The organism is Pseudoalteromonas sp. Isolate6 (genome assembly GCF_022398435.1).
In the GTDB taxonomy this organism is placed as follows: Bacteria; Pseudomonadota; Gammaproteobacteria; order Enterobacterales; family Alteromonadaceae; genus Pseudoalteromonas; species Pseudoalteromonas galatheae.
Genome location: NZ_JAKEVK010000201.1, coordinates 1 through 8,331 on the forward strand (window position 1 = coordinate 1; position 8,331 = coordinate 8,331).

General features: G+C 41.5%; 8 protein-coding genes. 4 read left to right on the forward strand and 4 right to left on the reverse strand.

The features are described from left to right. A partial coding sequence (locus tag L1D50_RS19160; RefSeq protein ID WP_239966623.1) for a GAD-like domain-containing protein occupies window positions 1-591 on the forward strand: 591 nt, incomplete at its 5' end. Between the two features lie 768 nt (window positions 592-1,359). Further along, window positions 1,360-1,623, forward strand: a complete 264-nt coding sequence (locus L1D50_RS19165; protein WP_128726971.1) for a hypothetical protein — start codon at window positions 1,360-1,362, stop codon at window positions 1,621-1,623. Between the two features lie 137 nt (window positions 1,624-1,760). Here L1D50_RS19165 and L1D50_RS19170 read toward each other — a convergent pair whose 3' ends face one another. Further along, the gene (locus tag L1D50_RS19170) at window positions 1,761-2,294 is read right to left on the reverse strand and encodes a DinB family protein (RefSeq protein ID WP_128726972.1); all 534 of its coding nucleotides are present in this window, start codon (window positions 2,292-2,294) and stop codon (window positions 1,761-1,763) included. Window positions 2,295-2,480: 186 nt separating this feature from the next. Between L1D50_RS19170 and L1D50_RS19175 the strand changes: the two genes are divergently transcribed. Together L1D50_RS19175 and L1D50_RS19180 are read left to right on the forward strand one after the other, a co-directional pair. Further along, complete coding sequence (locus L1D50_RS19175) at window positions 2,481-3,209, forward strand: glutathione peroxidase (protein ID WP_128726973.1); 729 nt, start codon at window positions 2,481-2,483, stop codon at window positions 3,207-3,209. A 290-nt stretch (window positions 3,210-3,499) separates the two neighbouring features. Next, window positions 3,500-4,960, forward strand: a complete 1,461-nt coding sequence (locus L1D50_RS19180; protein ID WP_128726974.1) for a dihydrolipoyl dehydrogenase — start codon at window positions 3,500-3,502, stop codon at window positions 4,958-4,960. A gap of 44 nt (window positions 4,961-5,004) precedes the next feature. Here the strand turns inward: L1D50_RS19180 and L1D50_RS19185 are convergent, their stop codons facing one another. The 3 genes from L1D50_RS19185 to L1D50_RS19195 are packed head-to-tail and all read right to left on the reverse strand — an operon-like array spanning window position 5,005 to window position 8,277. Beyond that, a complete protein-coding gene (locus L1D50_RS19185; RefSeq protein ID WP_128726975.1) occupies window positions 5,005-6,738 on the reverse strand; it encodes an EAL domain-containing response regulator in 1,734 nt (577 codons plus the stop codon). A gap of 11 nt (window positions 6,739-6,749) precedes the next feature. Beyond that, complete coding sequence (locus L1D50_RS19190) at window positions 6,750-7,169, reverse strand: response regulator (protein ID WP_128726976.1); 420 nt, start codon at window positions 7,167-7,169, stop codon at window positions 6,750-6,752. 10 nt (window positions 7,170-7,179) lie between these two features. Beyond that, complete coding sequence (locus L1D50_RS19195) at window positions 7,180-8,277, reverse strand: PAS domain-containing sensor histidine kinase (protein ID WP_128726977.1); 1,098 nt, start codon at window positions 8,275-8,277, stop codon at window positions 7,180-7,182. Between the last annotated feature and the right edge of the window lie 54 nt (window positions 8,278-8,331).

Sequence of the window (8,331 nt, forward strand, 5' to 3'; positions counted from 1 at the left end):
GGTACTTTACCTAATAATTTACTTGAGTATTGGAAAGAATACGGCTTTTGTGGTTGGGGGAAAGGCCGTTTATGGATGGTGAATCCAAAAGATTATCAAGATATCTTGACTGAGTGGTTAAGAGGAACTCAATTCGAAAAAATGCAAAATGACGGTGTAGATAGTTTCTATGTCATTGCAATAGATGCGTTTGGAAAAATGTATATTTGGGGTAAAAACTCGGGTAATTGCCTGAAAATCACTTCTCCCTACTGCATGATATTTCCTAATTTTAGTAACGATGATTACTTAGAAAATGGTGAGGAGCTAACTTTGGACTTATTTTTCTCAACAAAAATGAGCACCGAAATTGATCTAAAAGATCACAATGAAAAACCTCTTTTTGAACGTGCTGTCGAAAAGCTAGGCCCTCTTGAAAATGGAGAGATCTATGGCTTTGTGCCAGCTCTTGCCCTTGGTGGCGAACCTAAACTTGAGAATCTCCAAAAGGTAAAAGCCACGGAACATTTAGCTTTCCTAGCTGATCTTGGAGAGAAACGTGTTATGGCTGATATCGTCGCGCTATCTAACCAATTACCCCATAACCAATAGCACCTTTTTAAGTCCTTTAAATACAAAGGTGTCGCCAGGCTAGGTTCAACCATCTTCCTAGCCTACATTTCTCCACCAAATTTCTTCTGCTGCTTTCGTTTACATTTTTAATTAGAGAAACCACGGTTGTTAATCTTTAACTACTCTACTGAGATGGTATGCAGTGATAAGACAAAGCCATAAATAGAGGCCCAAGACGCATCATAACCATAGTCAAAGTTACCTTAAAAAAATACTGGAGAGACATCAACTGGCAAGACCTCGGAAAACAATCCGCCACGGAAGTTAAAAACACCGTCAAAGGCCTACGCGATTCACTTGATGACATATCTACCAGCTGGCACTACGACCTACAGCTTCCAGACGCCGCTATCGAAGACATGCAAGCCACGGTAAAACGCCTAGACGACACCAACACCACACCAGAAAAGCACAACTTCTCGGCGGATAAACCGACTCCCACAACGCTATATTATATCAGCTTGTGGTTTGAGGAGTCGGTGTGATGGGGGACGAAGCTTTCTTAATTCGCTCAATAACATCGTTTTAAAGGAATAAACAGGAGCGCATAAATACCACTTGAAGATATTTTTGGCTCTAACTACAGAAATGCGGTACGCGGAATAACTAGACTAGGTTCCAAGAAAAACCCCACTGGATACGAGGTTACAGATTTTTCAAACGGAAACGCCAAAGCTATATATCTAATAGAAGATGGTAACATTAAATTGCACACATTATACCCTGAACTAAAGAAGTAAATATACGATGAATAAACTTGAAGATCCTTTAAGAACCATTTTAAAAACTTATTGTCATGTCGAAAGACATGACCCCAGTATTTTGAGAAGAGCTGTCGGCATTGGAGAAGACTACCCTTATGACTTGATTAAAGTCAGAGCTCAACTTCGGGAGGTTATAGACTTAAATCTTATTTCACTAACAGAGTATGAAGAATTAACAGACGAAGATTTTGACTCGATAGAGGACCTTCATGAATGGCTAGAGGAGCTCTATTCAGAGTTATTATGAAAAGTTAGCGAGTGAAATTCTTATTAGCAGGCTTTACCGAACACGGTTTTTAAAGGCCTGTAGAGCTAATGTCTAGCTTTATAACCCTTCTCATTGCTGATAACACTAGACATAACCGAAGCGGTAAAGCTAGACCACTAACCAAATGATGTAGGGATCCGAGCTAATAGATCGGTTTCTCCCATATCAATACCAATCTGGCTGAGCAATGTCGTTATTTGCCCTCTATGGTGCGTCTGATGATTAAATAAATGATGCACTAAAAAACCAAACTGGCGAGAAAAGGTTTTACCTTGTGTGTTTTTGTAGTGTAAATCGGCAGCAAGCGCCTCCTCAGTGACTTCATCCGCAAATTCAACAATCACCTTATCCATTTCAGCTCTTGCCTGTCTCAACGCTGCAAAATCTTCATACAGCATCGCATCAAGTTTTGTCGGCAGCGGCATCGTTGCTACAACGTTCAGTGCTTCAACATGATAGCTATGCTCTGTATAGCGCTTAAGCCAAATAATATCAGCAACAAGAATATGGTTTAACGATCCCATGATGGAACCAAAAAAAGCCCCTCGATCTTGGTGTAATTCCGTGGCGCTCAATCCCGAAACAGCTTCATATAACCTTTCGTTCATCCAGCGATTGTAATCCGCCATTAATTCAAAGTTTGCTTTCATCTAAATATTCCCTACTCCCGTAAAAATTGACTAATCTCAATTTAGCGGCATTGGCTAGGTTAAAAAATACAAATATTTGAAGTTGAAAACAATCAATTTTATTGAACACTTTAATCTCAACTATCAATTATACAAATCAAAATGCGCACGGCATAATGGCTACATCAACTTAAGAAGGAAAGCAAAATGTTAAAGAGTATTGAAGGTCAACGCGTACCACAGGTTACATTCCCAATTAGAGAAAATGAAGAGTGGAAGCACGTCACCACCGATGAAATTTTTAAAGGCAAAACTGTGGTTGTATTTTCTTTGCCTGGTGCCTTTACACCAACATGTTCGTCAACGCATTTACCACGCTATAACGAGCTTGCCAGCGTATTTAAGCAAAATGGTGTCGACGAAATCGTGTGTTTATCCGTTAATGATACGTTTGTAATGAACGCATGGGCACAGTACCAAGAAGCGCAGAATATTACACTACTACCTGACGGTAACGGCGAATTCACTGACGGCATGGGCATGTTAGTTGATAAAAACGATTTAGGTTTTGGCAAACGCAGCTGGCGTTATTCAATGCTGGTAAAAGATGGTGTGATTGACAAAATGTTTATCGAACCGGAAAAGCCTGGCGACCCGTTTGAAGTATCAGACGCAGATACTATGTTGGAGTACATTAACCCACGCCAAATCAAACCAGAGCCGGTTACCATTATTAGCAAGATTGGCTGTCCATTCTGTGAAAAAGCCAAAGCCTTGCTAAAAGAAAAAGGACTGGCATATGAAGAGCTGGTACTTGGTCAACAAGCATCGCTAACCAGTCTTAAAGCGCTATCTGGTCGCGAAACCGTGCCGCAAGTATTTATCGGTGGTAAACACATCGGTGGCTCAGACGATTTAGCTGAATATTTCGCTTAATCACTCATCCCCCACAACATGACTTGGTGAACTTGTTCACCAAGTCAAAATGTTCCCCCTCAACACAACAAAACTCAATAGCTAATGGCTGTCATGGGGGAGTATACCAATTTAACTTAATACTTGCTCAATTTGAAGGAGCAAATCTGACGCTAACTGCGTTAAAAATTTCTCATTTAGAACAACTAAATAGCAAAATTTTTGCCTGGTTATCGACAAGATTTTCTCACCTCAAATAGACCTCTTAATTAAGTAAATTGGTATTACACTTTCTGATTTCGGAGCAAAAAATGAAAAAGATAAACACCGACGTAGTCGTGATTGGTGCGGGGACAGCGGGTCTCAGCGCCTATAGAAACGCCAAAAAATATACCTCAGAAGTTCTGATGATTGAGTCCGGTGTATACGGCACAACGTGCGCACGGGTTGGTTGCATGCCGAGCAAGTTACTGATTGCCGCTGCTGAATCCGCACACCAAATTGAAGTCGCACCTAAATTTGGTATTAATTTAAAACCCGCTGAAATTGACGGTAAAGCGGTTATGGCGAGAGTCAAACGTGAGCGAGATCGCTTCGTTGGCTTTGTCGTCGAAGCTGTAGACGAATTGCCTCTGCAGGATAAACTACGCGGCAGTGCAAAATTTATCAACAGCCATACAGTACAGTTGGACGACCACACGCAGATCACAGCTAAACGCTTTGTTATCGCTACGGGTTCAAGACCTAGCTACCCCGGTGCATTTAATAATTTTGGCGACCGCTTAGTCATTAACGATAACGTTTTTGACTGGGACGATTTACCCGGCTCAGTTGCCGTATTTGGCCCCGGTGTGATTGGCTTAGAACTAGGTCAAGCGCTACACCGACTTGGCGTAAAGGTCAAAGTATTTGGTGTCGGCGGTGGCCTTGGTCCACTAACCGATCCAATCGTCAAAGACTATGCCACCACTGTGTTTAGCGATGAGTTCTACCTCGATACTGATGCCAAAGTATCAGATATGAAACAGGTCGGTGACAAAGCCGAGCTTACCTACATTGACAAACAAGGGAAACCACAAACCGAGCAGTTTGACTATGTGTTGGCAGCCACAGGTCGTGTGCCCAATGTTGATAACTTAGGGCTAGAAAATACCACACTTGAGCTTGATGACCGAGGCGTTCCGCTAGCCGACCCACATACCATGCAATGTCTTGATAGCTCAGGTAACGCCCCGATTTTTATTGCGGGTGATGCCAGTAACCAGATCCCGCTTCTACATGAAGCCGCAGATCAGGGCACGATTGCAGGTGAAAATGCTGGTCGCTTCCCTGATGTGAGAGTGGGACTACGCCGTGCAAAGCTTGCGGCGGTATTTAGCGACCCACAAATTGCTATGGTTGGAGCAAGTTATAAAGAGCTGGAAAAGCAATATGGCAATTGCGGCTGCTTTGCCATCGGAGAGGTGAGCTTTGAAAACCAAGGCCGCAGCCGCGTGATGTTAAAAAACAAAGGCCATATGCGAGTCTACGCTGAGCAAGGCTCCGGGTTATTCTTAGGTGCCGAATTTGTCGGCCCCGCTGCTGAGCATATGGCGCATTTACTTGCTTGGGCGCTACAAAACAAGATGACCGTGCCACAAATGCTCGACATGCCTTTCTACCACCCAGTGATAGAAGAAGGCCTAAGAACGGCACTAAGGAATCTTAATGCAAACTTGAAGTTTGGCCCAGATATTATCAAACACTGTTTGGAGTGTGGTCCTGGCGCTTAATACAAACATCACAGGAGCCAGCCGCTACTGCTGGCTTTATCTTTCTACTGCATTGCTTTAAATTCTCTGGCAAGGTCGCGATTTACCGCTTTTATCGTTTTCACTACGGACTTTTCAGAAACAGGGCTCGAAAAGTAATAACCCTGAATTTTATCTACTTTTGCCTCTTTACAAACATAGTACTGCTGATATTTCTCAACACCTTCAACAACAATGCTCAACTGTAGGCTTTTGAGCATATCAATCAAACCCAAAAATATCCTTTTCCCTCTATCGTCTACCTCAATTCTGTCGGTAAGCGATTTATCCACTTTAACAATATCAATTGGATAATTGAGCAAATGTGATATTGAAGAATAGCCCGTTCCAAAATCATCTAGCGCAATCTTGCAGCCAAGCTCTTTTATGCGGCTTAGGCTTGATGTTACCCGTTTATTTTCATTTAAAAGCGCTGTTTCTGTTAGCTCAAACGTAAATAAAGTACCGTCCATATCTGCTTGCTTTAAACAATCATTGATGAACGCAGGCAGAGCAATGTCTCCGAGCTGTAATGGTGAAAGGTTTATTGCCAAACGAATAGGATATCCGCACTTTGTCTGTATCTGCTTTAATGTGGTGATCGCATGCTCAATAATCCACTTTCCCAAAGGCTCGATGAGCTTCGACTCTTCAGCTATCGCAATAAATTCTTGAGGATTGCTTGTGTATTTTGCCGTAGGCCACCGGATCAACGCTTCTAGAGACACCACTTTAGCCTGCTGAATATCGACAATTGGCTGAAATGCCAACTCTAACTCTTGCCTATCTATTGCGCCTCGTAAATCTTGCTCCACGTTATACTTCATCTGGAACTCGGTCTGCATATTATCTTCAAAAATACACGCCATTGTACTTTGGGAGGATTTAGCCCTAAATAGTGCAATATCAGCAAAACGTATTAAATCATCAGCGTTATTACCATTGAGCGGATAAAGAGAAATTCCCATTCTTACTTGGCAGTAGATGTCCAGCTCATAAATTGAATAGCTTCGACTCAACAAACGAACAAGCTTTTCAGCTTCTATTTTAATTTGCAGCGGGTTATCACAAGTCACCATCAAACAAGCAAACTCGTCTCCACCAAAGCGACTGACAATATCTTCTTGCTTGGTATGCCTATTAAAGCTTGCTCCTAGTTCAAGTAAAAGTTGATCGGCGATTTCATGGCCAAAACGGTCATTTATCTTTTTAAAATCGACGATATCGACGACAAGGATCCCAACACACTTATAGCGCTTTTTATCGGCTTGCATCAGCCGCTGGCAAGACTCCTCGAAGTAGTAACGATTATACAACCCCGTCAATGAGTCGCGCTCGGCCATCTGCTTTACTTGCAAGTAGCTATTATGCAGCTGACTTTCTAACTCAAAACGTTTTCTGGCTTGAATAATAGAACGGCTTAAAAGCGATGCAGTGACCTCTTCTTTGAGTAGAAAGTCCTGTACACCCAAATCTAGACATTTCAAAACCAACTCTTCAGAATGCGAATTGCTGATCATGACTATGGTTAAATCTTTAATATGGTTAACACGCCTGAGTTCGATGAGTAAGTCCAAACCATTTTTGGACGGCATATTGTAATCCAGTAGTAATAGGTCGAAGCAAAGCTCTTCGAGCGCAAATATTCCTTCTTCTACCGTACTGACTTCTGTCAATTGATGTTCAATCCCACCTTTCACTAGGGAGCGGCGGATCATCTTTCGGTCAACTATATCATCGTCAACAAGCAATATATTCATTTACAACCTCATTACTTAGTTGGAAACTGTACAATTCGCCAATACCCATCCAACATATCAACGAGGCTCATCATTGAGTTACTTGCTTCTTCTTTTAAAAAATATCCCGCTACGTTTTTTTCATAACTATGATGAATATCATCTTCATCTTTCGAAGTAGTAAGTACGAACACAACGGTATCTTGTAGCTCAGGGTCTTCTCTCAACCGAGCTAAAAACTCAAGCCCACCCATACGAGGCATTTTTAAATCTAATAAAACAATAAATGGATACTCTATTTTCTTAGCTTGTAAGAATTCTAACGCTTCAACGCCATCAATTGCCCGTACCATAGGGTTCATTATCTTGCGCTTTGCAAAACTGCGCTTTACTGTCATATAGTCAATGTCATCATCCTCGACGACCAGCACTGTAATATCATTATTTTGCATAAAATGAATCCTAATTAGGGTTAACTCTGGTATCTACTTTTGGCCACTTGAGTACAAACTCAGTGCCAACGTTACTATCTACAATATCAACTGAACCGCCATAGTGATTGAGCACTTTTTTAATGATTGCCAATCCCATACCGCTACCTTCTTGTTGATCTCTAGGTTTAAGCGTTTGGAACATTTCAAATACTTTCTCCCTATACTCAGGTGGGATCCCTGGACCATCGTCAATAAAATGCATTTCATACTCTTTAGCGCTTTCTTTAACGTGGATTATTAGTGAGCCATTTTCACAGTCATGGTGTTTAAGCGAGTTGCTAATTAAATTACGGGTAACAACTTCTAATGCCGTTTTCGGTAAGGTTACAATTAGAGAAGTGCATTCCAATTTCAGCTTCGCCTCAATATCAATAGAGTCATATATCTCTTTTGTAAATTCGCAGAATTCAAACGTTTCGTTTTCGCTATGCTTTCGATTTACCCGCGAGTAAATCAGTAAATCATGGAGCAATTTACTCATTCTCGACACACGCTGCTGAATTAAATCAAAATTCTCCTTAGCGCCTTCGGGTAACTCATCGCCGTAGTCTTCATCAATCCAAGTTACCAACTTAGAAATCGCATTGAGTGGCGCTTTTAAATCGTGAGAGGCAATATAAGCAAATTCGTCTAAGGCTTCATTGGAGCGCTTTAACTGAGCAACAAGATGCTCCCTTTCGGTCACGTCACTGGAAAGCCCCAAAATAAACGTCGCGCCTTTGGCATCATAGAATCGCTTTTTGCGAGTAAATAATGTTCTGACGCCACCATCTGGGAAATTGATAATCTCCAAACACTCTGCATACCCTGTTTCCAAGGCTTTTTTATCATCTTTGATAAACTCTTCAACTTCTTCTGGTTGATAAGAGTCAAGTGTGGTGTAGCCAATAATTTTCTCTCTGGCTTCTTCTGGATACATGGAGCAAAAAGCATCGTTCGCTTTTACGATCCTAAGCTGATCATCTTTGATAAAGGCGTAGTCTGGGATATTGTCAAAAATTAAATCGGAAAGAGAATCATCACCAATAAATCTGTCTGCTTTCTCAAGTGAGGTTGAGTCTGTCATAGGAATTTACTTTGGGAACAGGTAATAAGATCTATAGTAGGAAAAATACATTAT